Here is a 25360-nt window from a genome sequence, read left to right on the forward strand (position 1 = left end):
GGCTGTCGCCCTTCGAGGCCTTCGCTACGCTCCGGCACCTCAGGGTGACGATGAAACATTGGCGCCTGTTGCACCGCTTTGTCATTGCGAGCGCGGAGGCGCGCTCCTCGCCATGAACTCTCTCAACCCGTTAGCTCCGGCCTCCAGTCCCGCAGTTTTCGCGCAGCACCCGTTACATCGCTAATCGTCCGAAACGTCCCTGTCTCCACCATCATCGCCCTCGCCAGCCGCACCGCGCGGGCTTCGCTGACGGCGCGCTTCTTCGAATCCTCGATCAGCTCGAAGTCGATGTTGTGGGCAAGGCCGAAGATGCGGCGGATGGTCTTTGCGGCGGCGAAGCCGACCGTGTCGGCGAACAGGCGCTGCATGTAGGCTTGGCGCTCGGCCTCCAAACGCGCAGCGCCCTGCGCGCCGGCAAAGAGTGAGACCGGATAGGCATCGCCAGTGCCATTCGCTCGCCAGAGGTCGAGGAATTTGCCGGCGAACTCGTTCCAGACCTGCTCGATCGTCTCCAGCACCCAGGCCTCGAACGCGGCCCGCTCGCCCGGTGCGCGCTCGTGCCCGGCGGAGGCAAAATAGGCCATCACAAGGTTGGCCAGCACGGCGCCGACGTCGAACCCCATCGGGCCATAGAATGCGAATTCCGGATCGATCACCCGCGTCTGGTTGTTCGTCACCATGATCGAGCCGGTGTGGAGGTCGCCGTGGAGCAGCGCCTCGGGGCTTGCCATGAACTTCAGCTTCAGCCGGGAGATCGCGACATGCAGCTCCATGTCATCGCGCAGGCTTGCAGCGAGCGCATCGAGATACGGCGCAGTCCAGCGGTTTTGCTCGGCGATGCGGTAGGGATCGGTGAAGATCAGATCCTCGGTGATCTTGCAGAGCGCATGATTGCCGGCGAAGGCCGCAATGCCTTCCTTCTTCTCGGCGGCGGACAGCGCGAGGTCGGAGGTGAAGAACAGCGTTCGCGCCATGAAGGTGGTGATGTCACCGACGAAGCCCGGGTATTTCGTTCCCGCAACCAGCCCCTTGCGCATGATGATGTGGGGCTCGAGCAGCTCCATCACCGTCAGCGCCAGGGCCTCGTTGTGATGCAGCAAAGCCGGCACGAGGCCGGGCGCGAGCTGGGCCTGCCGGGACAGAGCCAGATATTCGTAATGGGCCCGCGACAGCGGCAACGGCCAGCTTTCGCCGACGAGGCGGACATAAGGCAGCGCCTGCTTGACGGCGACGCCGCCGCGCCCGCCCTTCATGATGAAGACGAGATTGAGATTGCCGTCGCCGACCTCGGTGATCTCCCATGAGGCCGGCTCGCCGCCGAGGAGTGCGGCGATATCGGGAAGGCCTGCGAGATAATCCCGCAGCGCCGCTTCATGCAGAATTCGATAGTCCCCCGCCCGGTCCCCGGTCATGACGATCCCACCCCATGCTTGGCATGGCCTGGTCGTTACTCCCGCTTCTGGCAAGCTTGGGCGATCCCGGCCATTCTTTTGGTCGGATCGTAATCGCAATCAAAGCGGTCCGCCACCCGTGTATCGCCGGCGCACCCCGGGACCAGTTGCACCGAAAGTTCTTCGTGTCGGACGACCAAGCCGGGGGTCGCGAGCCCACCATTTGCCGATTTTTGGAACACAAGCGGGCTGAGGCAGTTTTGCGTGTCTGAGATTTTGAAGGAGTTAGCGATGAGCCGCGGAATGCCCTCCATGACTGCCCTTCTGGCGATGCTGGCCATGGCCGGCTATCAGAACCGCGACAAGTTGGCAGAGCTGCTGAAAGGTGCGACCGGCGGCTCATCCGCGGGCGGTCAGCAGCCGCCTGGGGGAGTGCTTGGTAATCTCGGCGGCATGCTCGGCGCGGGCGGGATCGGGGGCCTGCTCAATGGCGGCATTGGCGAGCTCCTGGAGCGGTTCAACCAGAACGGCCAGGGCGAGGTCGCCGATTCATGGGTGAAGCCCGGACCCAACAAGGAGATCTCGTCGCCTGAGCTGAGGAATGCGATCGGCTCCGACGTTCTGGAGAAGCTCGAACAGCAGACGGGGCTCTCGCAAGACGAGATCCTCACAAGGCTAACCCGGGAATTGCCCTCGGCGGTCGACAAGTACACGCCGGACGGACGTCTGCCTGAGGCATAGCTGTTGCCGCTTAATCTGGAAGAGGTGTGGAAATGGGTATTCTCTGGACAATCATCATCGGCTTCGTCGCCGGTGTGATCGCCAAGTTCATCATGCCTGGCGAGAACGAGCCGTCCGGCTTCATCCTGACGACCATCTTGGGGATCGTCGGCGCCTTCGTTGCGACTTACCTCGGGCAGGCGCTCGGATGGTATCGTGCCGAAGAAGGTGCCGGACTGATCGGTGCGGTCGTCGGCGCGATCATCGTGCTGTTCGTCTACGGGCTCTTCGCCGGCCGACAACGCCGAGCGATCTAGCCCGCCTGCGTGAGCGGCTGATCGGGCGTGCGCGAACTCGCGCCGCATCGAGCAGGCGGCGGCGCGCTCATGCCTGCGAGCGCCGGATCGTTACTCCCGCTCCAGGAAGCTCGACCCGATCTCGGCCTTTCTTTTGATCGGATCGTAATCGCAATAGACGCTGTCCGCCACCAGCGTGTAGCTGGCGCTGACCGTGTATTTGTCCAGCTTGGCGGAGTTGAGGCCGATCACCGAGGTGCTCTTGCCTCCGTTCCATTTGAACGGCGTCGAGCTCTTGGCCTGCTCGCAGGCCATCACCGCTTCGTTGAAGACATAGCCCTCGACGAACGCCTTCAGGGTACGCACCTGCGCGGCCATCCGCCATTCGAAATAGCCGATGGCACCGATGCCGGCGACGATCAGCACCAGAAGTGCAATGACGATCCTCTGAAAAGTCATTCGGTCCCCCAAACAATGTCGTCAGCAAAAACGTCTAGCAAGAACGTCTAGAAAGGCATTCCCATCAATTTCGACAGGCGCTCGATCGAGAGATAGCCGGCGTGATAGGCGACCATGCCGAGGCCGTAGATGATCGCCGAGATGATGGTGGTCCAGATCAGCTTGCGGCCCATCCGCGTCAGGATCGGCGCACCAGGGTCGGTGCCGGGCGCACCGACGCCATCCTCGTGCTGGCTGCGTACGCCGAACGGCAGCGTCAGGAACAGCGCGACCCACCAGATGACGAAGTAGATTGCAATCGCGGTTGAGATCTGGATGGCCATGGTTCGGCCTTATGCCTGCTCGATCTCGACCAGCGCGCCGGAAAAATCCTTCGGGTGCAGGAACAGCACCGGCTTGCCATGGGCGCCGATCTTCGGCACGCCGTCGCCGAGCACCCGCGCGCCCTCCTTCACCAGCGTATCGCGCGAGGCGATGATGTCGACGACCTCGTAGCAGACATGGTGGATGCCGCCGTCGGGGTTACGCTCGACGAATTTTGCGATCGGCGAGGCCTCGCCGAGCGGTTCGATGAATTCGATCTTGGTGTTGGGCAGCGTCGCGAACACGGTGATGACGCCGTGCTCGGGCAGCGGCACGGCTTCCGAGATCTGAGCGCCGAACGCGGCGCCATAGATCCTGGCGGCCTTGACGGCGTCCTTGGTCGCGATCGCGACATGGTTGAGCCGGCCTAGCATGCGTCTTCTCCCCTTACACTGTCAGTACGTGTACCAGACAGGGGGGCTTTTTGCCCCAATGTTCGTTGATCACGGCCCGGACAGCACGTCGCACCGACTCGCCCAATGCGTCGGGGTCGCGGCGGCGCGCCTTCGGCAGGCCCTCGATGGTGGAGACCACGGCATCGAAGACGAGGTCGTCGAAGGGCTCGCCTGCCCTGTTCTTCTCGGGGATGCCGACCAGATCGACCTCGGGATCGTCGGCCAGCTCGCCCTGCTCGGTCATGGCAATGGCGACGAACGCGCAGCCGGAAAACGCCATGCGCCGCCGCTCGACCACGGCTCGGGACTTGGAGTCCTCCAGGATCGTGCCGTCCTTGTAGAGGCGGCCGGAAGGCACTTCGCCAATGATGCCGGGATCGCCCGGGCCGAGCTTGATCAGGTCGCCGTTGCGGACCACCAGCACGCGCGGCACGCCGGCGGCGCGCGCGAGCTTGGCGTGCTCGTTCAGGTGCAGCGCCTCGCCGTGGACGGGGATCAGGAGCTGCGGCTTCACCCAGCCAATCATGTCGCGCAATTCGTCGCGGCGGGGATGGCCGGAGACGTGGACCAGATGGTCGCGGTCGGTGATGATCTCGACGCCCTGCAGCACGAGGTTGTTGATGATCGAGCCGACGGCCTTCTCGTTGCCCGGGATTGTCCGCGAGGAAAAGATGACGCTGTCGCCGCGGTTGAGCGTGATCTCGGGATGGTCGTCATTGGCGATGCGCGCCAGCGCCGCGCGCGGCTCGCCCTGGCTGCCGGTGCACAACGCCAGCACCTTGTCCTGCGGCAGATGGCCGTAAACCTCGGGCGAGCGGAAATTCTGCACGCCATCGAGATAGCCGCATTCGCGCGCGACCTGCACCACGCGCTCCATGGCGCGGCCAACCACGACGACCTCGCGGTCGGCGGCCCTGGCAGCGGCAGCGACGGCCTTGATGCGCGCGACGTTGGAGGCGAAGGTCGTGACCGCAACGCGGCCCTTGGCTGATTTTACCAGGTCGATGATGGTGCGGGCGACCTCGGCTTCCGAGGGTGAACGGCCATCGCGCACCGCGTTGGTGGAATCGCCGATCAAGGCGAGCACGCCCTCCTCACCGAGCTCGCGCAGCCGCTTCTCGTCGGTGGGCGCGCCAAGCGTCGGGGTGGGGTCGATCTTCCAGTCGCCGGTGTGCAGCACCGTGCCGGCTTCGGTGTGGATCGCCAGCGCATGCGCCTCCGGAATCGAATGCGCGACGGGAATGAACTCGACGTTGAACGGGCCGACGTCGACGCGGCCGCCGGACGGCACCACCGTCACCGGGATCTTCGGCGCGTTGCGCTCGGCGGCGCATTTGGCCTCGAACAGCGCAGCACTGAACTGCGTCGCATAGATCGGGCATTTCAGCTTCGGCCAGAGATCGATGATGGCGCCGAAATGGTCCTCATGGGCGTGGGTCAGCACCAGGCCCATCAAGTTCTTGCGCTCCTTCTCCAGGAAGCTGATGTCGGGCATGATCAGGTCGATGCCCGGCAGATGCTCTTCGTCGCCGAAGGAGACGCCGAGATCGACCGCCATCCAGGCGCGCTGCTGGCGGTTGCCGAGGCCGTAGATCGACAGGTTCATGCCGATCTCGCCGACGCCGCCGAGCGGCGCAAACACCAGTTCGTCGGGCTTGGCCATCACGCAGCTCCCACGGAGGCGGCCGAGCCGAAGAACACCTCACCCGCGGCGACCGGTACCCGGCGGCCCTCCGCGGTGCGGACGATCAGACAGCCGGTGTCGTCGATGGTGTCAAAAATGCCTTCCAGCGTCATCGTCCCCGTGTGGATTGCGACCCGCTCGCCGAGGCCGGCGGCGCGCTCCAGCCACAGCTTGCGGATCTCGGCAAAGCCGCTTCCATTGTCCCAGATGCCGCGGAACTCGACCCAGGCGTCGGATAGTGCCGAGAACAGCTCCTCGGCACTGATCTGCACCCCGAGCGCCGCCAACGACACCGCGGGCGTCGGCACGCCCTCGGGCGCTGCAACGACATTGGTGCCGATGCCGACGACGACGGCCAGGCGGTCGCCGATGGCTTCGGCTTCGAGGCCGATGCCGACGAGCTTCTTGCCCCCGGCCAAAACGTCGTTCGGCCATTTCAGGGCGTAGCGCGGACGATCAGGGCCGAGGCGGATTGCGGCCTCGAGGCTGACCTTCTCCAGCGCGGCCTCCTCGGCCAACCCGGCGGCAAAGCCGAGCGTGGCGGCGACGGCCGGCGCGACGTCCATGACCTCGAGGATGCTGGCGGCGAGATTGCCGCGGGGCGCGATCCAGGCGCGTTGACGGCGGCCGCGGCCGGCGGTCTGCTCCGACGTGACGAACCACATTGGGCCGCGCTCTCCGGCCCTCGCACGTTCGATCGCCTCGGTATTGGTCGAGCCGGTCCGCTCGAACGCCGCGAGCCTGTAGCCCGCGGACGATGCGCGAGGACCGAGCGCGAAACCCATCCTAGAACAGCGACTTTGCCGCGGCGGAGGCGACGCTCACCACCGGACCTGCGAACAGCGCGAACAGGATATTGAACAGGCCGAAAACCGCCAGCACCGTCTTCACCTCGACGCGCACCGGATCGACCTGGCCGGCCGGCTCGTCGAAATACATCGTCTTGACGATGGCGAGGTAGTAGTAGGCGCCGACCACGCTGGTCAGCACGCCGACGACCGCGAGCGTAAACAGGTTCGCCTTGATGGCGGCGACGAAGACGTACCATTTGGCGAAGAAGCCGGCGAGCGGCGGAATGCCCGCCAGCGAGAACAGCAGCATCGCGAACATGAAGGCGAGCAGCGGATTGGTCCGCGACAGGCCGGCGAAATCGCTGATCTGCTCGACCGCCTGGCCGTTGCGGCGCATGGCGAGGATGATCGAGAACGAGCCCAGCGTCATCGCGACATAGATCACGATGTACATCAACACGCCCTGCGCGCCTTCGACGGTGCCGGAGGCAAGGCCGACTAGCGCGAAGCCCATGTGGCCGATCGAGGAATAGGCCATCAGGCGCTTGATGTTGCTCTGGCCGATCGCGGCGAAGGAGCCGAGCGCCATCGAGGCGATCGCCACGAACACCAGGATCTGCTGCCACTGCGAGACGATGCCCGGGAAAGCGGTGAGCGTGACGCGGGTGAACACGGCAAGCGCGGCGACCTTCGGCGCCGACGCGAAGAAGGCGGTGACCGGGGTCGGCGCGCCCTCGTACACGTCAGGCGTCCACATGTGGAACGGCACGGCCGAAACCTTGAAGCAGAGGCCGACGAGCAGGAAGACCAGACCGAACACGAGGCCGACATTCGAGATCGTCGCGGCCGCCGCGATGCCGGTGAAGCTGACCGTGCCAGTGAAGCCGTAGATCAGCGAGGCGCCGTACAGCAGCATGCCCGAGGACAGTGCGCCGAGCACGAAATACTTCAGGCCGGCTTCGGTCGACTTGGCGTTGTCGCGGTTCGAGGCCGCGACGACATAGAGCGCCAGCGACATCAGTTCGAGGCCGAGATACAGCGAGATCAGGTCGCCGGCCGAGATCAGCACCATCATGCCGAGCGTCGAGAGCAGCACCAGGATGGCGTATTCGAAGATGCGGCGCGAGGGGTCGGACAGGAACTCGGTCGACAGCACCAGCGTCACCGCCGAGCCGATCAGGGCCAGGATCTTCATGAAGCGGGCGAAGTCATCGACGATGAAGCTGCCGCCGAAGGTCACCTGCTTGCCCGCGGGCAGCATGTATTCGAGCACGCCGACCACGACCAGGAGCACGACCGCCAGCGAGGTGACCGCACCGGTCGTCCCCTGCCCGCGATAGGCGCCCAGCATCAGCAGAGCCATGGCGCCGATCGCGAGCACGATCTCGGGCAGCACCGGCGCCAGTTGATAACCTGCAGTCTCAAAGCTCATGGCGATATCCTGACCTGCCCGATCACTGGAGCAGTGCGGCGGCCTTCACGGCCGTCACAGCGGTGTTGTAGTTGTTGACGAGTTGCTGGACCGAGGCGGCCGACATGTCGAGCACCGGCTTCGGATAGACGCCGAACAGGATCGTCAGCGCGATCATCGGGAACAGCGTCAGGCACTCGCGGAAGGTGAGATCCTTCATGCTCGCCAGCGATGGCTTGACCAGCGCCCCGAACACGACCTTGCGGTAGAGCCACAGCGCGTAGCCGGCCGAGAGGATCACGCCGAAAGTGGCGAAGAACGCGGTCGGGATCGAGACCTTGAAGGTGCCGAGCAACGTCATGAACTCGCCGACGAAGCCTGATGTGCCGGGCAGACCGACATTGGCCATGGTGAAGACCATGAAGGTCAGCGCGTAGAGCGGCATCCGGTTGACGAGGCCGCCATAGGCCGCGATCTCGCGGGTGTGCAGGCGGTCGTAGACGACGCCGACGCAGAGGAACAGCGCCCCGGAGACGATGCCGTGCGAGATCATCTGGAACATGCCGCCGGCGACGCCCTGCATGGTGCCGGCGAAGATGCCCATGGTGACGAAGCCCATATGCGCGACCGAGGAGTACGCGATCAGCTTCTTCATGTCCTCCTGCATCAGGGCCACCAGCGAGGTGTAGATGATGGCGATGGCCGAGAGCGTGAAGATCAGCGGCGCGAAGTCGTGCGAGGCCAGCGGGAACATCGGCAGCGAGAAGCGCAGGAAGCCGTAGCCGCCCATCTTCAGCAGGATCGCGGCGAGGACCACGGAGCCCGCCGTCGGCGCTTCGACGTGCGCGTCGGGAAGCCAGGTGTGCACCGGCCACATCGGCATCTTCACCGCGAAGGAAGCGAAGAAGGCGAGCCAGGCCCAGGTCTGCAGCGACCGCGGCACGGCAGTGTGCATCAGCGTCGGAATGTCGGTGGTGCCACCATTCCAGTACAGCGCCATGATGGCGAGCAGCATCAGGACCGAGCCGAGCAGCGTGTAGAGGAAGAACTTGAACGATGCGTAGACCCGGCGCGGGCCGCCCCAGACGCCGATGATCAGGAACATCGGGATCAGGCCGCCTTCGAAGAACAGGTAGAACAGCACGAGATCGAGCGCCGAGAAAGTGCCGACCATCAGCGTTTCCAGGATCAGGAACGCCATCATGTATTCGCGGACGCGGTTGGTGATCGCCTTCCAGCTCGCGATGATGCAGAACGGCATCACGGCGGTGGTGAGGATCACCAGCGGCAGCGAGATGCCGTCGACGCCCATGTGGTAGGTGATGCCGGTGGCGAGCCAGTTCGCCTTCTCGACGAACTGGAAGTCGGGATTGGCCGGGTCGAACCGCATGACCAGGATCACCGACACCGCGAAGGTGATCAGCGTGGTCCAGAGCGCGATCCAGCGCGAGTTGCGCTTGGCAGCCTCGTCATCGCCGCGGCTGAGATAGACGATCAGCGCGCCGACCAGCGGCAGGAACGTCGTGACCGATAGGATGGGCCAGGTTGTCATTTACTGGCCTCCAAAGCCGAACATGAACCAGGTGATCAGGCCGGCGGCGCCGATCAGCATGGCGAATGCGTAGTGATAGAGATAGCCGGTCTGGATCTTCACGACGTTGCGGGTGACGTCCAGGACGCGAGCCGAGACGCCGTCGGGACCGAGGCCGTCGATGATGAAGCCGTCGCCCTTCTTCCAGAGCTGATAGCCGATCCACTTCGCCGGACGGACGAAGATGATGTCGTAGAGCTCGTCGAAGTACCATTTGTTGAGCAGGAACTGGTACAGCATCGGCTGCTCTTTAGCGAGCTGCACAGGGATGTACGGCCGGCGGATGTAGAACAGGTACGAGACGAGGAAGCCCAGCACCATCATCACCGTCGGCAGGAAGGCGATGGTCTCGGGGATGTGGTGCATCTCCTCGATGATGTGCGGGTTCATCTTCACGGATTCGCGGAAGAACTCCTCGATGCCGTGACCGGCGAACAGCTCCTTGAACGGGAAACCGGCGACGATGGAGCCGACTGCGAGCACGCCGATCGGGATCAGCATCCAGATCGGAGCCTCATGCGCGGCCTCATAGTGATGCTCGTCATGCGGCTCGCCATGGAAGGTCTTGAAGATCAGGCGCCAGGAGTAGAACGAGGTCAGGCCGGCGGCGACGACCGTCATCAGGAAGCCGTACATCGCAAACGGAATGTGCGAGGCGTAGGCGGACTCGATGATCGCGTCCTTGGAGAAGTAGCCGGCGGTGAGCGGGAATCCGGTGAGCGCCAGCGTGCCGACCACCATCACCGCATAGGTGTAGGGGATCTTCTTCCAGAGCCCGCCCATGTTGCGGATGTCCTGCTCGTGGTGCATCGCGTAGATCACCGAGCCGGAGCCCAAGAATAACAGCGCCTTGAAGAAGGCATGCGTGAACAGATGGAACATGCCGACCGAATAGGCCCCTGCCCCCATCGCCACGAACATGTAGCCGAGCTGCGAACAGGTCGAGTAAGCGACGATGCGCTTGATGTCGTTCTGGACGAGGCCGATGGTCGCGGCGAAGAACGCTGTGGTCGCGCCGAAGAACATCACGACGGCCTGCGCATTCGGGGCGAGTTCGAACAGCGGCGACAGGCGCGCCACCATGAAGACGCCGGCGGTGACCATGGTCGCGGCGTGGATCAGCGCCGACACAGGCGTCGGGCCTTCCATCGCGTCCGGCAACCAGGTGTGCAGCAGGAACTGCGCCGACTTGCCCATCGCGCCCATGAACAGCAACAGGCAGGTCAGGGTCAGCGCATCGGCGTGCCAGCCGAGGAAGTTGATGGTCTTGCCGGTGAGGCCCGGCGCGGCATGGAAGATGGTCTCGAAATCGGTCGAGCTGGTCAGCATGAAGATCGCGAAGATGCCGAGCGCGAAACCAAAGTCGCCGACGCGGTTGACCACGAAGGCCTTGATCGCCGCCGCATTCGCCGACGGCTTCTGGTACCAGAATCCGATCAGCAGATAGCTCGCCAGACCCACGCCTTCCCAGCCGAAGAACAGCTGCACGAGGTTGTCCGCCGTCACCAGCATCAGCATGGCGAAGGTGAACAGGCTGAGATAGCCGAAGAAGCGCGGCCGGTTCGGATCCTCGTCCATATAGCCGATGGAATAGAGGTGCACGAGCGAGGACACGGTGGTCACCACCACCAGCATCACGGCCGTGAGCGTGTCGACCCGCAAGGACCACCAGACCTGAAGATCGCCGGAGAAGATCCAGGGCAGCAGCTGGACCCTGATGTCGTGATGCATGAAGCCGACATCGACCAGCGTCATCCAGGACAGCGCGGCCGAGACGAACAGCAACGCGGTGGTGATCAGCTCGGCACCGCGCGACCCTGCCGCGGCCGGCTCGACCGGGCCGTGGCCGTGATCATCGTGGGCGTCGTCGTGATGGCTCTCGTGGATGACGGACGCATCCTCGTTGATCGTATCGGACGCATGGACGTGCGCGTGCGCGCCATGGCCATGGTCGCCATGATGCTCGACCTCGTCGCCCGAGGGGTTGCGGGCATGCGCGCCGAACAGCGCGATCAGGCCAGCCAGAATGGCGCCCAGCAGAGGCAGAAAGACAATTGCCTGAACCATGACTGAGCTCAGCCCTTCATCAGATTGACGTCCTCAACCGCGATCGAGCCGCGGTTGCGGAAATAGACCACCAGGATGGCGAGACCGATCGCGGCTTCAGCGGCAGCGACGGTGAGCACCAGAAGCGCGAAGACCTGGCCGACGATGTCGCCGAGGAAGGTCGAGAACGCGACGAGGTTGATGTTGACTGAGAGCAGGATCAGCTCGATCGACATCAGGATGACGATGATGTTCTTGCGGTTCAGGAAGATGCCGAGGATGCCGAGCGTGAACAGGATCGCGCCGACCGCCAGATAGTGTCCGAGCCCGATCGTCATTTCACCCACTCCGCCGCGTCAGAGTCCTGGAGCCCCTGCCCCGGCGCCACCTTGCGCATCGCCATCGCCATATCGGGCGTGCGCGCGTTCTGAACGTTGATGTCCTGCCGCTTCACGCTCGCCTTGTGCCGCAGCGTCAGCACGATGGCGCCGATCATGGCGACCAGCAGCACCATGCCCGAGAGCTGGAAGTAGTGGATGTACTTCGTATAGAGCACCAGCCCGAGCGCCTCGGTGTTCGAGACGTTGGCCGGGATCGCCGCCGTGATCGTCTTGGCGACGCCGGGGTTGATGACCCAGAAGCCGACGGTGAGCAGCAGCTCGAACAGGAAGATGCCGCCGATCACCAGGCCGACCGGCAGGTACTCGATGAAGCCCTCGCGCAGCTCGGTGAAGTCCACGTCGAGCATCATGATCACGAACAGGAACAGCACCGCGACGGCGCCGACATAGACGACGATCAGGATCATCGCCAGGAATTCGGCGCCCATCAGCACGAACAGGCCGGAGGCGTTGACGAAGGCCAGGATCAGGTACAGCACGGAGTGCACGGGATTGCGCGAGACAATCACCATCACGGCCGAGGCGACACAGACGCCGGCGAAGAGATAGAAGAACAGCGCGGGAAGGATCATGCCCTCACCTCACCGGTACGGCGCGTCGAGCTCGATCGCTTTCGCGATCTCGCGTTCCCAGCGGTCGCCGTTGGCGAGCAGCTTGGCCTTGTCATAGAACAGTTCCTCGCGGGTCTCGGTCGCGAACTCGAAGTTCGGACCTTCGACGATGGCGTCGACCGGGCAGGCCTCCTGGCAGAGGCCGCAATAGATGCACTTCACCATGTCGATGTCGTAGCGAACGGTGCGGCGGGTGCCGTCGTTGCGGCGCGGGCCGGCCTCGATGGTGATGGCCTGTGCCGGGCAGACGGCTTCGCACAGCTTGCAGGCGATGCAGCGCTCTTCGCCGTTCGGATAGCGGCGCAGCGCATGCTCGCCGCGGAAGCGCGGCGAGATCGGGCCCTTCTCGAACGGATAGTTCAGGGTCGGCTTCGGCTGGAAGAAATAGCGCATGGCGAGGAAGAACGCCGAGACGAATTCCGACAGCAGAAGCGAGCGTGCAGTGGCGTTGACGTTGATACCCATGACGGCCCTCACTTCGGCGCGATGCCGGCGAAATGCAGCACGCCGGCCACCACGATCACCATCGCCAGCGACAGCGGCAGGAACACCTTCCAGCCGAGGCGCATCAATTGATCGTAGCGGTAGCGCGGCACGATCGCCTTTGCCATCGCGAACAGGAAGAACATGAAGAAGACTTTGAGCGAGAACCAGATGATCCCCGGCACCCAGTTGAAGGGCGGCAGGTCGACCGGCGGCAGCCAGCCTCCGAGGAACAGGATCGTCGCCATCGCGCACATCGTGACGATCGCGACATACTCGCCGAGCATGAACAGCAGATACGGCGTCGAGCCGTACTCGACCATGAAGCCGGCGACGAGCTCGGATTCGGCTTCCACGAGGTCGAACGGCGGACGGTTGGTCTCCGCCAGCGCCGAGACGTAGAACACCACGAACATCGGGAACAGCGGCCAGACGTACCAGTTCAGGATGGTGAGCTGCGGCAGTCCGATCAGGCTGGCGAGCCCGCGGACATGCTGGGCCTCGACCACGGCCGACAGGTTCAGCGTACCGGCGCAGAGCAGCACCGTGATGATGACGAAGCCGATCGAGACTTCATAGGACACCATCTGCGCCGCCGAGCGCAGCGCGGCCAGGAACGGGTATTTCGAGTTCGACGACCAGCCGGCCATGATGATGCCGTAGATCGACAGCGACGAGATCGCGAAGATGAAGAGGATGCCGACATTGATGTCGGAGATCACCCAGCCGAGATTGGTCGGGATCACCGCCCAGGCCGCGAGCGCGAGCACGCATGAGACCAACGGTGCAAGGAGAAACACGCCCTTGTTGGCGCCGGCCGGAATGATCGGCTCCTTCAGCACGAACTTCAGCAGGTCGGCGAAGGACTGAAGCAGGCCCCAGGGGCCGACCACGTTCGGGCCGCGGCGGATCTGCACCGCCGCCCAGATCTTGCGGTCGGCGAGCAGGATGTAGGCGATCGCCACGAGCAGGACGACGAGCACCAGGACGCTCTGCGCGACCATGATGATCAGCGGCCAGAGGAACCCGGTCCAGAATGCGCTTTCGAAGAATTCCATCAGATCACGCTCACTCCGCTGCGGTCAGCATGTGCCCGGAGGCGAGGCGCGAGCATTCCGCCATTACGGCAGACGCACGCGCGATTGGGTTGGTCAAATAGAAGTCCTCGACCAGCGGCTTGAACGGCGCCTTCTCGGGCGAACCGCCCTTCCCCGCCAGCTTCTTGATCTGGTCGGCCGAGCCGGCCTCGATCTGGTCGAGACGGATCAGATGCGGCACGGCCTTGAAGATCGCCTGGCGCAAGGCGGCCAGCGAGTCATAGCCGAGCTTCTTGCCGAGCGCCTCCGACAGCGCACGGACGATCGCCCAGTCCTCGCGAGCTTCGCCCGGCGGGAACGCGGCGCGGCCCGTCATCTGCACGCGGCCTTCGGTGTTGACGTAGATCGCGGACTTCTCGGTATAGGCGGCCGCCGGCAGGATCACGTCGGCGCGATGCGCGCCGCGGTCGCCATGGGTGCCGATATAGACGACGAAGGTACCATCAGGCGCGTTGATCTCGTCGGCCCCGAGCAGGAACAGCAAGTCCAGCGTGCCGAACGTCGTCATCTGCGCGGCGTTCAGGCCGCCGCCGGTGGCAGAGAAGCCGATATCGAGCGCGCCGACGCGCGAAGCGGTCTCGTGCAGCGCGCCAAAGCCGTTCCAGCCGTCCTTGACCGCACCGACATCGAGCGCGAGCTTGGCGGCGGCGGCGAAAATGGCGGCGCCGTCGTGACGCGAGGCCGCGCACGCGCCGACCAGGATGATCGGATTCTTGGCGTTCTTCAGCACGTCCATGAACGAGTGCTTGCCGGCCGCGAGCTCACCGAGCGTATCGGTGCCCGCGCCGAGATGGTCATAGTCGTAGGTCAGATCGACCTTGGCCCCGATCACGCCGACCTTGAAGCCGCCGGCGCGCCAGCGCTTGCGGATGCGGGCGTTGAACACGGCCGCCTCTTTCCGCGGGTTCGCGCCGATGATGAGCAGCGCATCCGCCTGCTCCACACCCGCCAGCGTCGGGTTGAAGATGTAGGAGCCGCGACCGAGCGCGGGGTCGAAGGCGTCGCCGCCCTGCACCGCCAGATTGCCCGAGCCGTATTTGGCGAGAAGATCCTTCAGCGCGAACATCTCCTCGACGCCGGCGAGGTCGCCGGCGATCGCGCCGATGCGCTTGCCGTCGGTGCGTGCTGCCTTGGCGGCGATCGCGGCGAAAGCCTCGGTCCAGCTCGCCGCGCGCAGCTTGCCGGCTTCGCGGATGTAGGGCCGGTCCAGGCGCTGGGTGCGCAGGCCGTCGACGACGTGGCGGGTCTTGTCGGATATCCACTCCTCGTTCACGGCCTCATTGATGCGCGGCAGCACGCGCATGACTTCGCGGCCGCGGGTGTCGACGCGGATCGCAGATCCCAGGCCGTCCATCACGTCGATCGACTGGGTCTTGCCAAGCTCCCACGGGCGCGCGGCAAACGCGTACGGCTTCGAGGTCAGCGCGCCGACCGGGCAGATGTCGACGAGATTGCCCTGCAGTTCCGAGGTCAGCGCGTGCTGGAGATAGGTCGTGATCTCCATATCCTCGCCGCGCCCCGTGGCGCCCATCTCGGGCGCGCCGGCGACTTCCGCCGAGAAGCGGACGCAGCGCGTGCACTGGATGCAGCGGTTCATCGACGTCTTGACCAACGCGCCGAGATATTTGTCCTCGACCGCGCGCTTGTTCTCGGCGAAGCGGCTGGTGTCGACACCATAGCCCATCGCCTGGTCCTGCAGATCGCACTCGCCGCCCTGGTCGCAGATCGGGCAGTCCAGCGGATGGTTGATGAGAAGGAACTCCATCACGCCTTCGCGCGCCTTCTTCACCATCGGCGAACGGGTGGAGATCTCCGGCGGCTCGCCCTTGGGGCCGGGACGGCAGTCGCGCACGCCCCAGGCGCAGCTCGCGACCGGCTTCGGGCCGCCCTTCACCTCGACGAGGCACATCCGGCAATTGCCGGCGATCGACAGCCGCTCGTGATAGCAGAAGCGCGGAATCTCGGCGCCGGCCGCCTCGCACGCCTGAAGCAGCGTGTACTCGGCGGGCACATCGATCTCTTTGCCGTCGATGATGAGCTTGGTCATTCTTCTTACTCCGCCGCGACCATGTTCACGGGATCGCGGACGCCGATATCGTCAACATCGGCCCTATGCGAATACTGGTCGATACGCGCTTCGATCTCGTGACGGAAATGCGCGATCAGGCCCTGGATCGGCCATGCCGCAGCATCGCCGAGCGCGCAGATGGTGTGGCCTTCGACCTGCTTGGTGACCTCGAGCAGCATGTCGATCTCGCGCTTGTGGGCGCGGCCTTCGGCCATGCGGGTGAGCACGCGCCACATCCAGCCCGTGCCCTCGCGGCACGGCGTGCACTGGCCGCAGCTCTCGTGCTTGTAGAAATAGGAGATGCGGGCAATGGCGCGGATCAGGTCGGTGGACTTGTCCATCACGATCACGGCCGCGGTGCCGAGGCCCGAGCGCAGCTTGCTCAGGCTGTCGAAATCCATCGGCGTGTCGATGATCTGCTCGGCCGGCACCATGCGCACCGACGAACCGCCGGGGATCACGGCCTTGAGGTTGTCCCAGCCGCCGCGGATGCCGCCGCAATGCTTGTCGATCAGCTCACGGAACGGGATGCCCATCGCCTCTTCGACGTTGCAGGGCCGCTCGACATGGCCGGAGATGCAGAAGAGCTTGGTGCCGACATTGTTGGGACGGCCGATGCCGGCGAACCAGGCCGCGCCGCGGCGCAGGATGTCCGGCGCAACCGCGATGGACTCGACGTTGTTGACGGTGGTCGGACAGCCGAACAGGCCGACATTGGCCGGGAACGGCGGCTTCAGGCGCGGCTGGCCCTTCTTGCCTTCGAGGCTTTCGAGCAGCGCGGTCTCTTCGCCGCAGATATAGGCGCCGGCGCCGTGGGCGACGTAGATGTCGAACGGCCAGCCGTTGACGTTGTCCTTGCCGACCAGCTTGGCTTCATAGGCCTGGTCGATCGCGGCCTGCAGGTGCTCGCGCTCGCGGATGAACTCGCCGCGGACATAGATGTAGCAGGCATGCGCGTTCATCGCGCAGCTCGCGATCAGGCAGCCCTCGATCAGGAGATGCGGATCGTGCCGCATGATCTCGCGATCCTTGCAGGTGCCGGGCTCGGATTCGTCGGCGTTGACGACGAGATAGCTCGGCCGGCCGTCGGTCGATTCCTTCGGCATGAACGACCATTTCAGACCGGTCGGGAAGCCGGCGCCGCCGCGGCCGCGCAGGCCTGACGCCTTCATCTCGTTGATGATCCAGTCGCGGCCCTTGTCGATGATGTTCTTGGTGCCATCCCAGGCGCCGCGGCGCCGCGCACCCTCGAGCCCCCAATCGTGGAGGCCGTAGAGGTTCTTGAAGATGCGGTCCTTGTCCTCGAGCATATCAGTGCTTTCCGATCAACGAATGGTCTGCTTGTAGGCAAGTCCGGCGGCGCAGACGGCGAAGGTCAGCGCCCAGAGCAGACTGGATTCCAGCGACGCGTTCAGGCCGAAACGCTGCAGCAGGAAAATGAAAGCGGCCGCCACGGCGGCGTGCAACGCGATGAAGCCCCACTTTTTCATGGCATCGCTCTCCTGCACGGAAGGCTGCGAGAGATCACCCATCAGGTGCTCTCCTTCAGCGAGGTCGGCCCGGTGATCGGCGCCGAGAACTGGCGGCCGTTCTGCGGACCGGGCTTGGGCGGATTGCCCGAGGCGAAACCGTCGAGCACCTTGCCGAAGCTTTCCTTGGTCAGGTCCTCATAGGTGTCCTTGCCGATCAGCACCATCGGCGCGTTCACGCAGGCGCCCAGGCACTCGACCTCTTCCCAGCTGAAATTGCCGTCCTTGGAGAGATGGAAGGGCTCGTGATGGATGCGGTGCTCGCAGACGTGGATCAGGTCCTCGGCGCCCCGCAGCCGGCACGGCGTGGTGCCGCAAACCTGGACATGGGCCTTCTTGCCGACGGGGGCGAGCTGGAACATCGTGTAGAAGGTCGCCACCTCCAGCACGCGGATGTAGGGCATGTCGAGCATGTCGGCGATGACGCGGATCGCGGCTTCCGAGACCCAGCCGTCGTGCTGCTCCTGGGCCCGCCAGAGGATGGCGATGACGGCGGAGGCCTGACGTCCCGCCGGATATTTCGCGATCTGCTGCTTGGCGAATGCGAGGTTCTCCTCCGTGAACGCAAAGCTCGCGGGCTGGACTTCCTTCGGTGCTAATCGGCGAACGGACATCTCTTCAATCTCTCACTGCATGCGGCGCGCTGTTTTCGCATTCAGGGCTTCGATCCTGTCCTGCCAAAATGCGCTTGCGGTGCCGAAAACATTGTAGCCGACATGGGTCGAGACCTTGATGCGGTCGAGGATCGACAGCTCGGTCACGGTCTCCATCCGGTTGCTGCGCGGATCGAACACGATCAGCTTCAGCGGGGTCTGTTCGAGGATGAAGCGCGACACTGCATGAGAGCGGTCGCTGCCGTGCTCCTCGCACATGATGACGCTGTCGGCCTGGAGCAGACGCGCGCCGCCCTTGATCGCCTCGATCTCGACGCCCTCGACGTCGAGCTTGATCAGGTATTTGCCGGCCCTTGCGACTTTGCCGTCCTCGATCAGATTATCGAGAGCGATGACCGGCACGTCCTCACCGCCCGCGGAGGGATCGCCGGCGATGCTGAAGGCCTCGTGCTTGGTGCCTGAAAGACGCGCGGTGCCGCGGGTGGCGCCGATCGCGCATTTCATGGTCTCGAAGCGATTGCCGTTGACCCGGGCGTTGTTGGCGAGCTTCGGATAGTTCTGCCCCGACGGCTCGATCGCGATCGCCTTGTGCGAGCCGAACGGCTTGCTCGACACCAGCACCGACCAATAGCCGTAATTGGCACCGCAATCGAGCAACGTGTAGTCGACGTCGACGCTATCGGCGAACAGCAGCTCGAGCTCGTCCTCATAGTTGTAGGAGCGGTTGAGCAGCTTGCTCCAATAGCCGTCGCCGTAAGGGAATTCGAACACGGCATCGGGATTGAGCCTGATCGCGATGTTGCGCTCAGGCAGCGTCTTCCGCAGCAAATTCGCGCAGGCGATGTAGCCCATATGCGAGAAGTGCGAGGAGATCTTCGATCCCGTCACAAGCGCCAAGGCAGCCGTCCGCTCCCACAGGTTGGCCCCTTCAAGGGCCCCCGAGGCGCGGTCAAACTGGATTGGCGCCTGCTGCCCCATCACCGATCGACCTCTCCGAACACGATGTCGAGCGAGCCGAGGATCGCCGAGACGTCGGCGAGCAGATGGCCGCGGCAGATGTGATCCATCGCCTGCAGATGCGCAAAGCCCGGCGCGCGGATCTTGCACTTGTACGGCTTGTTGGTGCCGTCGGAGATCAGATAGACGCCGAACTCGCCCTTGGGCGCCTCGACCGCGGCGTAGACTTCGCCGGCCGGCACGTGAACGCCTTCGGTGTAGAGCTTGAAGTGGTGGATCAGCGCTTCCATCGAGCGCTTCATCTCGCCACGGCGCGGCGGCGCGACCTTGTTGTCGGCGACGACAACGGGGCCCTTCCCGTCGGGCGCGTTCAGCTTCTGGATGCACTGTTTCATGATGCGGATGGACTGGCGCATCTCTTCCATGCGGATCAGATAGCGGTCGTAGCAGTCACCGTTCTTGCCGATCGGAATGTCGAAATCCATCTCGGCGTAGCATTCATAGGGCTGCGACTTGCGCAGGTCCCAGGCCGCGCCCGAGCCGCGCACCATCACGCCCGAGAAGCCCCACTCCCAGGCCTCCTTCAGCGGCACCACGCCGATGTCGACGTTGCGCTGCTTGAAGATGCGGTTGGCGGTGAGCAGGCGGTCGAGATCGTCCACGACTTTCAGGAACGGATCGCACCAGGCCTCGATGTCGTCGACCAGCTTCTGCGGCAAATCCTGATGCACGCCGCCGACGCGGAAGTAAGCCGCATGCATGCGGCTGCCCGAGGCGCGCTCGTAGAACACCATCAGCTTCTCGCGCTCTTCGAAGCCCCACAGCGGCGGGGTCAGCGCGCCGACGTCCATCGCCTGCGTGGTGACGTTGAGCAGATGCGACAGGATGCGGCCGATCTCGCAATAGAGCACGCGGATCAGCTGGCCGCGGCGCGGCACCTCGATGCCGAGCAGCTTTTCGGCCGCCATGCAGAAGGCGTGTTCCTGGTTCATCGGCGCGACGTAGTCGAGCCGATCGAAGTAAGGGATCGCCTGGAGGTAGGTCTTCTGCTCGATCAGCTTCTCGGTGCCACGGTGAAGCAGGCCGATATGCGGATCGACGCGCGCGACGACTTCGCCGTCAAGCTCCAACACCAGACGCAGCACGCCGTGCGCGGCCGGATGCTGCGGCCCGAAATTGATGGTGAAGTTGCGGAGATTTTCAGGTTGCTCGTTCATGATCAGACCTTCGGCCCCGCTTTTTCATCCCCCGGAAGCACCGGGTAGTCGGCACCTTCCCACGGAGACAAAAAGTCGAACTTGCGGAATTCCTGGTTGAGCCGGACGGGCTCGTACACCACCCGCTTCTCCTGGTCGTCGTAGCGGACCTCGACGAAACCCGTGGTCGGGAAATCCTTGCGCAGCGGATGGCCCTCGAAGCCGTAATCGGTGAGGATGCGGCGCATGTCGGGATGGCCGACGAAGAACACGCCGTAGAGGTCGTAGGCCTCGCGCTCGAACCAGTCGGCGCCGGGGAACAATTCGATCAGCGACGGCACCTGGGTGGTCTCGTCGGCCTGGGCCTTGAGGCGGATCCGCGCGTTCAGGGTCGGTGACAGGAAGTGATAGATCACGTCGAAGCGCTTCTCGCGCGAGGGATAGTCCGCGGCCGTGATGTCGGTGAAGTTGATGAAGCGACAGTTCGGATCGTCGCGGAGGTACTTGACCACCTCGACGATCTTGCTGGCTTCGACATCAACCGTGAGCTGGTTGAAGGCCACCGAATGACCGATGGCGGCGCCCGGAAGCGCGCTAACGATCGTCTGCCCCAGTGCGTCGAGCTTGGCGTCGTCCATGACGTAAAACCTTAGCGTTCGATGGTGCCGGTGCGCCGGATCTTCTTCTGCAGCAGCAGCACGCCGTAAAGCAGCGCTTCCGCCGTGGGCGGGCAGCCCGGCACATAGATGTCGATCGGCACGATGCGGTCGCAGCCGCGCACGACCGAGTAGGAATAGTGATAGTAGCCGCCGCCATTGGCGCAGGAGCCCATCGAGATGACATAGCGCGGCTCGGGCATCTGGTCGTAGACCTTGCGCAGCGCAGGCGCCATCTTGTTGGTCAGCGTGCCGGCGACGATCATCACGTCGGACTGGCGCGGCGAGGCACGCGGCGCGAAGCCGAAGCGCTCGACGTCGTAGCGCGGCATCGACACCTGCATCATCTCGACCGCGCAGCAGGCGAGACCGAAGGTCATCCACATCAAGGAGCCGGTGCGGGCCCAGGTGATGAGGTCGTCGGTCGCAGCCACGAAGAAGCCCTTGTCGGACAGCTCGGAATTGACCTCGAGAAAGAACGGATCATTGGCCCCGACCGGCCGGCCGGTCGACGGATCCAGGATGCCCTTGGGGGCCGGCGCGATAGCCGGACCTGTGGACGACACGGGGTTCAATCCCATTCGAGTGCTCCCTTCTTCCATTCATAGGCGAACCCGACCGTCAGCACGGCGAGGAACACCACCATGGACCAGAAGCCGGTCGCGCCAAGCTTGCCGAACGCCACCGCCCAGGGAAACAGGAACGCCACCTCGAGATCGAAGATGATGAAGAGAATGGCGACGAGATAGAAGCGGACGTCGAACTTCATGCGCGCGTCGTCGAAGGCGTTGAAACCGCACTCATACGCCGACAGCTTTTCCGGGTCCGGCTGCTGGAACGCCACGACGAAGGGCGCGATCAGCAGCACGAGGCCAATGAGGCCCGCTACCCCTATAAAGACGACGAGTGGAAGATAGTTCTGCAGAATGCCGCTCATGGCGAGCCCTTTTTCCCGCAGCCTCGGGACAGCCACGGATTCGTCCGATTTGGAATTATTCTGAGCCTTAGCGCAGTGCACCAATGGGCGCAAGACACGCTCTTTTTAGGCCCTTTGCCGCCCCCAGAACGGTGAAAATCCCGGAATCACCCCGCGTTGGTATGGAGCAGATCGCCAAGGCCAGCAAGGGCGGTTCGGGCCCGCGGCCGTGGCGTCTGCTGTTTGGGAAGGCCCACTTTATGTAGGCCGCGGCGCGGCAAAATACACATTAAAACGACGATTGCCGCTGGTCGGCCGCATTCCCACCCACCAAGCCCGCAGCCGCTCCGAGCAGCCTATCCACAGGCAAGGCAGGCACGAGCCATGCATCGCGCGGGGGGCGAGCCCCGCCTCAGGCGATATATTGCAGTCCGGCCGGGGTCCAGCCGCGAGCGCGGCGACGGCGACATCCTGGGCCGTCGCGCGCGCCGCGCTCGGATGAGCTTCGGGCTGGGGGGCATAGCCCGGGAGCTCATCTATCTCGTGAGGAAGAGCGGCGGCGCCAGATGGCGCCGCCCTTATCCCGCCCTCACCATTTGTAGGAGACGCTGGCGGTGACACGCCGGCGATCGCCGTAGAAGCACGACGTGGCCGACGCGCAGCTCGCGACATAGATCTTGTCGGTCAGGTTGATCACGTTCAGCGCCGTACGCCAGTTCTGCCATTCATAGTGGAGCGCGAGATCGCCGAGCACGACTGCGGGAACTTCGAGGGTGTTTGCAGCATCCGCCCAGGACGGGCCGATGTAACGCACGCCACCGCCAAAGCCGAACCCTTCCAACGGTCCATCCTTGAAGGTGTAGTCGGCCCATCCCGACACCAGAAGCTGGGGCGTATTGGTCGGCGTCTTGCCGACGAGGGTCGGGTCGAGGTCTTTGCTGTTGAAGAGATGATAGGACGTGAAGGCGCCGATGAACTTCAGCTCCTTCGTGGCATTGGCCACCGCTTCGAGCTCGATGCCGCGCGAGGTCACCTCGCCGGTCTGGTTCTGCAAGACCGGAACGCTGCCCGGTAATGTCGTCGCGACGTTTTGACGGACCAAATCGAAAGCCGAAACCGTGAAATAGCCATCGAAGCCTTTTGGCGCGACCTTCACGCCGATTTCGGCCTGCTTGCCGGTCTCCGGCAGGAACAGCTGGTTCGTCGCATTGAGGCCGATGATCGGATTGTAGCTCGTCGAATACGAGACGTAGGGCGCGATGCCGTTGTCGAAATTGTAGATCAGTCCGGCGCGGCCGCTGAACCTGCTGTCGTCACGACTGGCAACGGTTGCGCCGGTGTCCCGCGCTTCTTGCGTCGTTTCGACCCAGTCATTGCGGCCGCTCAGCACCAGCGTGAAGTTGCCGAGCTTCATCTGGTCCTGGAGATAGGTGCCGGCCTGCTTCTGTGTGATGAGGAAGTTACGGAACGGCGCGCTCGGCAACGCAACCTCGGCTCCCCCATAGGCCGGATTGAAAACGTTGATCGAGGGTACGCCGAATCCGAAGGCTTGATAATCGTCGATCTGGTAGCCTCTCAGATCGACGCCGAACAGCATTGTGTGTCTGACCGGACCGGTGTTGAAGCGATACTCGAGCTGATTATCGAGATTGGCCTGGTTGGCGGTGTTCTTCGCGTACCAATTATATCGTCCCATCGTGGCGGTGTTGATGCTGTCCCAATCGTTGCCGACATAGCCGCGGTAGCTGATGTCGACATGCGCAAAGCGGGCGTTCTGGCGGAACGTCAGGTCGTCGGTTAGATTGCGCTCGAACTGATAGCCCAGCATCTCCTGCTCGCGCGTGAATTTGTCCACGCTTGGATCTCCGACGAAGAAGCTCGTGGGAATCTTGCCGAACGGCGCGTTCGTCACCGTGCCCTGGTAGGGCAGGAAGTTGATGCCGCGGGTGTCCTGCTTCGAGGCAGACGCAAGCACTGTGAAGCTCGTGTCGGCATCCGGCTTCCACGTGAACGACGGTGCGATGACGTAGTTGTTGTCCGGCGTGAAGTTGACCTGCGTGCCGCCGTTCTGGACCTGGCCGACCACGCGCGCGAACAGTTTGCCGTTCTCGGGGCTCGTCGCGACCGGACCGCCCATGTCGAAACTGATATAGGCATTGCCGAAATTATTGACGCCGGCCTCGATGTAGCGGATCGGCTCGGCCGGCGGCATCTTGCTGATGACGTTGACGATGCCGCTCGGGCTTGATCCCCCGTAAAGCACCGCCGACGGACCGCGCAATACCTCGACCCGCTCCATGTTGGGGGTCTGCAGTTTCCAGCTGGCATAGGACGTGTAGAACAGCTGCATGCCGTCGAGAAACAGTCCGATGTCCTCGGACTTGAAGCCGCGGATCAACCACCAGTCGTTGCGGGTATCCGTGCCGAAAGTCCCTGCGCGCACGCCGGCAGTGTAGCGCAGGACCTCATCGAGCTTGTTGGGCTTCTGGTCGCGGATCTGCTCGGCGCCGATGACGGATACTGACTGCGGCGTCTCGATGATCGGCGTGTTGGTCTTGGTGCCGGACGAACTGCGACCCGCGACGTAGCCGTTCACTGGGCCGCGCGGCGTCTCGACGAAGCCGACGTTGCGCTGCGGCTGCGGCCTGTTCCTGTTGGCGATCTGCTCCGACGACCGCGGCGCACGGCGCTGAGGGGTCGTGGTCGCGCGGCGGCGCGCTTCCGGGGCGGTGACGGTCACCGGCGGCAGGCTCGCTGCGCCACCCTGCGCGGACGATTGTGCAAGCGATGCCTGCGGCATCAAAACCCAAGCGGACGCGGTCGCCAACACGGCCGACCGCAGCATTCCAAGACTGTTCAACGCGCCACCCCAAAGCTGCATGTTCGATGCGTCATGCCGCCTGTCCCCGGACGGCATGCGCTTGGAGGTGACGCTTATGGGAGCGCGCGAGAATTCCCTAATTGAAAGCTTCTTAGAAAGACTCTTAGAAGCGATCCAACATGTTCAGAGATTGCTGGATGATCAGCGCGCGTTCTTCTCGCTCTCGAGCATCTCGGCGGCGATCGCCGTGAGCTGGTCGACCTGTCCCAGCAGCGTGTGGAACTCGGCTTCGCTCAGCTGTTCCAGCAGGCGCCGATTGCGCTCCTGCGCGCCCTCGACGATCGCATCATGCGCGGCGAGCCCCGCTGGGGTCAGCGAGATCAGCACCTCGCGGCTATCTTTCGGATTCGCAGTCTTTGCGATCAGCTTGCGCGAGAGCAGATTGGCCAGCGCGCGGCTGATCTGTCCCTTGTCCTGGCCGACGGCTTCGGCGAGCCGCGCCACGCTCATCGGCGGCCGGCGGCCCAGCGAGGCGACGAGACCGAACTCGACCGAGGACAATCCGGTAAGGCGCTTGTAACGCAGGATCGCGCCGCGCTTGAGCAGATTGGCAAGCACCATCAGTCGCGACGACAGCATCAAGGTGATCGGGGCCGACGGTTCGCTCTCGTCCGCTGCGGGCGACGTCGCCCCGCCCCTGCTCTCGGTCTGGCTCATCATCCACCTCTGCCAAGAAAGCCCAAGCCTGCCAAGCCCGACGCTGCCAAGTCCGGGCCTGCCAAGTCCGAGCCTGCCAAGTCCGGCCGGACGCTTCATCAAATGCGATTAAGAGGCATTTGGAAGATCGTTGACATTGTCATCGAA

27 protein-coding genes are annotated in these 25360 nt (G+C 64.1%); 2 read left to right on the forward strand and 25 right to left on the reverse strand.

Annotation, left to right across the window (positions count from 1 at the left end; genetic code table 11):
• Window positions 1-122: 122 nt before the first annotated feature.
• Window positions 123-1412 (reverse strand): S-methyl-5-thioribose kinase, encoded by a 1290-nt coding sequence (mtnK, locus tag GGD67_RS33600; protein ID WP_179738784.1) that lies wholly within the window; start codon window positions 1410-1412, stop codon window positions 123-125.
• 35 nt (window positions 1413-1447) lie between these two features.
• On the reverse strand, window positions 1448-1705 hold the full coding sequence (locus GGD67_RS39120; protein ID WP_092257293.1) for a hypothetical protein: 258 nt from the start codon (window positions 1703-1705) through the stop codon (window positions 1448-1450).
• Here GGD67_RS39120 and GGD67_RS33605 point away from each other — a divergent pair.
• Window positions 1683-2132: a YidB family protein gene (locus GGD67_RS33605; protein ID WP_179738786.1), complete on the forward strand. Its 450-nt coding sequence runs from the start codon at window positions 1683-1685 to the stop codon at window positions 2130-2132. The genes GGD67_RS39120 and GGD67_RS33605 overlap by 23 nt on opposite strands.
• 32 nt (window positions 2133-2164) lie before the next feature.
• Window positions 2165-2428, forward strand: a complete 264-nt coding sequence (locus tag GGD67_RS33610) for a GlsB/YeaQ/YmgE family stress response membrane protein (RefSeq protein WP_179738787.1) — start codon at window positions 2165-2167, stop codon at window positions 2426-2428.
• A 90-nt stretch (window positions 2429-2518) separates the two neighbouring features.
• On the opposite strand, the gene GGD67_RS33615 is transcribed toward GGD67_RS33610, so the two are convergent.
• The 23 genes from GGD67_RS33615 to GGD67_RS33725 all read right to left on the reverse strand — a co-directional run bounded on the left by GGD67_RS33615 (window position 2519) and on the right by GGD67_RS33725 (window position 25213).
• Window positions 2519-2866, reverse strand: a complete 348-nt coding sequence (locus tag GGD67_RS33615) for a hypothetical protein (protein WP_028141470.1) — start codon at window positions 2864-2866, stop codon at window positions 2519-2521.
• 47 nt (window positions 2867-2913) lie between these two features.
• The gene (locus GGD67_RS33620; RefSeq protein WP_018320157.1) at window positions 2914-3189 is read right to left on the reverse strand and encodes a DUF1467 family protein; all 276 of its coding nucleotides are present in this window, start codon (window positions 3187-3189) and stop codon (window positions 2914-2916) included.
• 9 nt (window positions 3190-3198) lie between these two features.
• Window positions 3199-3603 carry a methylmalonyl-CoA epimerase gene (gene mce / locus GGD67_RS33625; RefSeq protein WP_018320156.1) on the reverse strand — a complete coding sequence of 135 codons (405 nt, stop codon included), beginning with the start codon at window positions 3601-3603 and terminating at the stop codon, window positions 3199-3201.
• Window positions 3604-3616: 13 nt separating this feature from the next.
• Window positions 3617-5287 (reverse strand): ribonuclease J, encoded by a 1671-nt coding sequence (locus GGD67_RS33630; RefSeq protein WP_018320155.1) that lies wholly within the window; start codon window positions 5285-5287, stop codon window positions 3617-3619.
• The gene (locus GGD67_RS33635; RefSeq protein ID WP_179738789.1) at window positions 5287-6093 is read right to left on the reverse strand and encodes a biotin--[acetyl-CoA-carboxylase] ligase; all 807 of its coding nucleotides are present in this window, start codon (window positions 6091-6093) and stop codon (window positions 5287-5289) included. Before GGD67_RS33635 ends, GGD67_RS33630 begins: the two co-directional genes overlap by 1 nt.
• Window position 6094: 1 nt before the next feature.
• Window positions 6095-7531, reverse strand: coding sequence for an NADH-quinone oxidoreductase subunit NuoN (gene nuoN, locus GGD67_RS33640; protein ID WP_018320153.1), 1437 nt, complete (start codon window positions 7529-7531; stop codon window positions 6095-6097).
• 22 nt (window positions 7532-7553) lie between these two features.
• A complete protein-coding gene (locus GGD67_RS33645) occupies window positions 7554-9062 on the reverse strand; it encodes an NADH-quinone oxidoreductase subunit M (RefSeq protein WP_179738791.1) in 1509 nt (502 codons plus the stop codon).
• Window positions 9063-11168: an NADH-quinone oxidoreductase subunit L gene (gene nuoL, locus GGD67_RS33650; protein WP_179738793.1), complete on the reverse strand. Its 2106-nt coding sequence runs from the start codon at window positions 11166-11168 to the stop codon at window positions 9063-9065. It abuts the gene before it with no gap.
• Between the two features lie 8 nt (window positions 11169-11176).
• Complete coding sequence (gene nuoK, locus GGD67_RS33655) at window positions 11177-11485, reverse strand: NADH-quinone oxidoreductase subunit NuoK (RefSeq protein ID WP_008547737.1); 309 nt, start codon at window positions 11483-11485, stop codon at window positions 11177-11179.
• A complete protein-coding gene (locus tag GGD67_RS33660) occupies window positions 11482-12120 on the reverse strand; it encodes an NADH-quinone oxidoreductase subunit J (RefSeq protein ID WP_018320150.1) in 639 nt (212 codons plus the stop codon). The genes nuoK and GGD67_RS33660 overlap by 4 nt, the downstream gene beginning before the upstream one ends.
• A 9-nt stretch (window positions 12121-12129) precedes the next feature.
• Window positions 12130-12624, reverse strand: a complete 495-nt coding sequence (gene nuoI / locus GGD67_RS33665) for an NADH-quinone oxidoreductase subunit NuoI (RefSeq protein WP_191093171.1) — start codon at window positions 12622-12624, stop codon at window positions 12130-12132.
• Between the two features lie 8 nt (window positions 12625-12632).
• Window positions 12633-13700, reverse strand: a complete 1068-nt coding sequence (gene nuoH, locus GGD67_RS33670) for an NADH-quinone oxidoreductase subunit NuoH (protein WP_018320148.1) — start codon at window positions 13698-13700, stop codon at window positions 12633-12635.
• Between the two features lie 10 nt (window positions 13701-13710).
• Window positions 13711-15786 (reverse strand): NADH-quinone oxidoreductase subunit NuoG, encoded by a 2076-nt coding sequence (gene nuoG, locus GGD67_RS33675; protein ID WP_179738795.1) that lies wholly within the window; start codon window positions 15784-15786, stop codon window positions 13711-13713.
• 5 nt (window positions 15787-15791) lie between these two features.
• A complete protein-coding gene (gene nuoF, locus GGD67_RS33680; RefSeq protein WP_179738797.1) occupies window positions 15792-17117 on the reverse strand; it encodes an NADH-quinone oxidoreductase subunit NuoF in 1326 nt (441 codons plus the stop codon).
• 15 nt (window positions 17118-17132) lie between these two features.
• Complete coding sequence (locus GGD67_RS33685; protein ID WP_092257322.1) at window positions 17133-17339, reverse strand: hypothetical protein; 207 nt, start codon at window positions 17337-17339, stop codon at window positions 17133-17135.
• Window positions 17339-17950: an NADH-quinone oxidoreductase subunit NuoE gene (nuoE, locus tag GGD67_RS33690; RefSeq protein ID WP_179738799.1), complete on the reverse strand. Its 612-nt coding sequence runs from the start codon at window positions 17948-17950 to the stop codon at window positions 17339-17341. The genes GGD67_RS33685 and nuoE overlap by 1 nt, the downstream gene beginning before the upstream one ends.
• 12 nt (window positions 17951-17962) lie before the next feature.
• Window positions 17963-18928 (reverse strand): FkbM family methyltransferase, encoded by a 966-nt coding sequence (locus tag GGD67_RS33695; protein ID WP_179738903.1) that lies wholly within the window; start codon window positions 18926-18928, stop codon window positions 17963-17965.
• Entirely contained in the window at window positions 18928-20124 is a 1197-nt protein-coding gene (locus tag GGD67_RS33700) for an NADH-quinone oxidoreductase subunit D (RefSeq protein ID WP_018320142.1), read from the reverse strand. Before GGD67_RS33700 ends, GGD67_RS33695 begins: the two co-directional genes overlap by 1 nt.
• 2 nt (window positions 20125-20126) lie before the next feature.
• Window positions 20127-20741: an NADH-quinone oxidoreductase subunit C gene (locus GGD67_RS33705; protein ID WP_104462902.1), complete on the reverse strand. Its 615-nt coding sequence runs from the start codon at window positions 20739-20741 to the stop codon at window positions 20127-20129.
• 11 nt (window positions 20742-20752) lie between these two features.
• A complete protein-coding gene (locus GGD67_RS33710) occupies window positions 20753-21340 on the reverse strand; it encodes an NADH-quinone oxidoreductase subunit B family protein (protein WP_026202310.1) in 588 nt (195 codons plus the stop codon).
• Window positions 21331-21696 (reverse strand): NADH-quinone oxidoreductase subunit A, encoded by a 366-nt coding sequence (locus tag GGD67_RS33715; RefSeq protein ID WP_018320139.1) that lies wholly within the window; start codon window positions 21694-21696, stop codon window positions 21331-21333. Before GGD67_RS33715 ends, GGD67_RS33710 begins: the two co-directional genes overlap by 10 nt.
• Before the next feature lie 568 nt (window positions 21697-22264).
• A complete protein-coding gene (locus GGD67_RS33720; protein ID WP_179738801.1) occupies window positions 22265-24520 on the reverse strand; it encodes a TonB-dependent siderophore receptor in 2256 nt (751 codons plus the stop codon).
• Between the two features lie 177 nt (window positions 24521-24697).
• Window positions 24698-25213: a MarR family winged helix-turn-helix transcriptional regulator gene (locus tag GGD67_RS33725; RefSeq protein WP_179738905.1), complete on the reverse strand. Its 516-nt coding sequence runs from the start codon at window positions 25211-25213 to the stop codon at window positions 24698-24700.
• Window positions 25214-25360 lie beyond the last annotated feature (147 nt).

The sequence above is a fragment of the Bradyrhizobium sp. IAR9 genome (genome assembly GCF_013408065.1).
Taxonomy (GTDB): Bacteria; Pseudomonadota; Alphaproteobacteria; order Rhizobiales; family Xanthobacteraceae; genus Bradyrhizobium.